Genomic DNA, 255 nt, shown 5'->3' with positions numbered 1-255 from the left:
ATCAAAGAAAAATGCGGCTTCAGCGACCGTGAAACAGTGGAGCAGATCACCGAAAACCCATACCTGCAGTACTTTATCGGCCTTAAAGAATACCAGGACCGGCCACCATTTGACCCATCCCTGATGGTCCATTTTCGCAAGCGTTTCGGTGCCGAAGCCCTACAAGAAATCAACGAAGAAATCTGCCGTGCCGCCAAGGAAGCTGATAAGAAAAATGACGATGATAAAAAGCCCAAGCCGCCCATGGGTGGCAAT

At 49.4% G+C, this 255-nt stretch carries 1 protein-coding gene; it reads left to right on the top strand.

From position 1 onward, the window contains the following. Positions 1-255: transposase (locus tag IT084_RS19205; RefSeq protein ID WP_195714205.1), on the top strand; the 255-nt coding region annotated here is incomplete at both ends.

The organism is Desulfallas sp. Bu1-1, assembly GCF_015594625.1.
In the GTDB taxonomy this organism is placed as follows: Bacteria; Bacillota; Desulfotomaculia; order Desulfotomaculales; family Desulfallaceae; genus JADNRQ01.
Note: the sequence above shows the minus strand (reverse complement) of the source record. Positions and strands in the feature narration are given on the sequence as shown.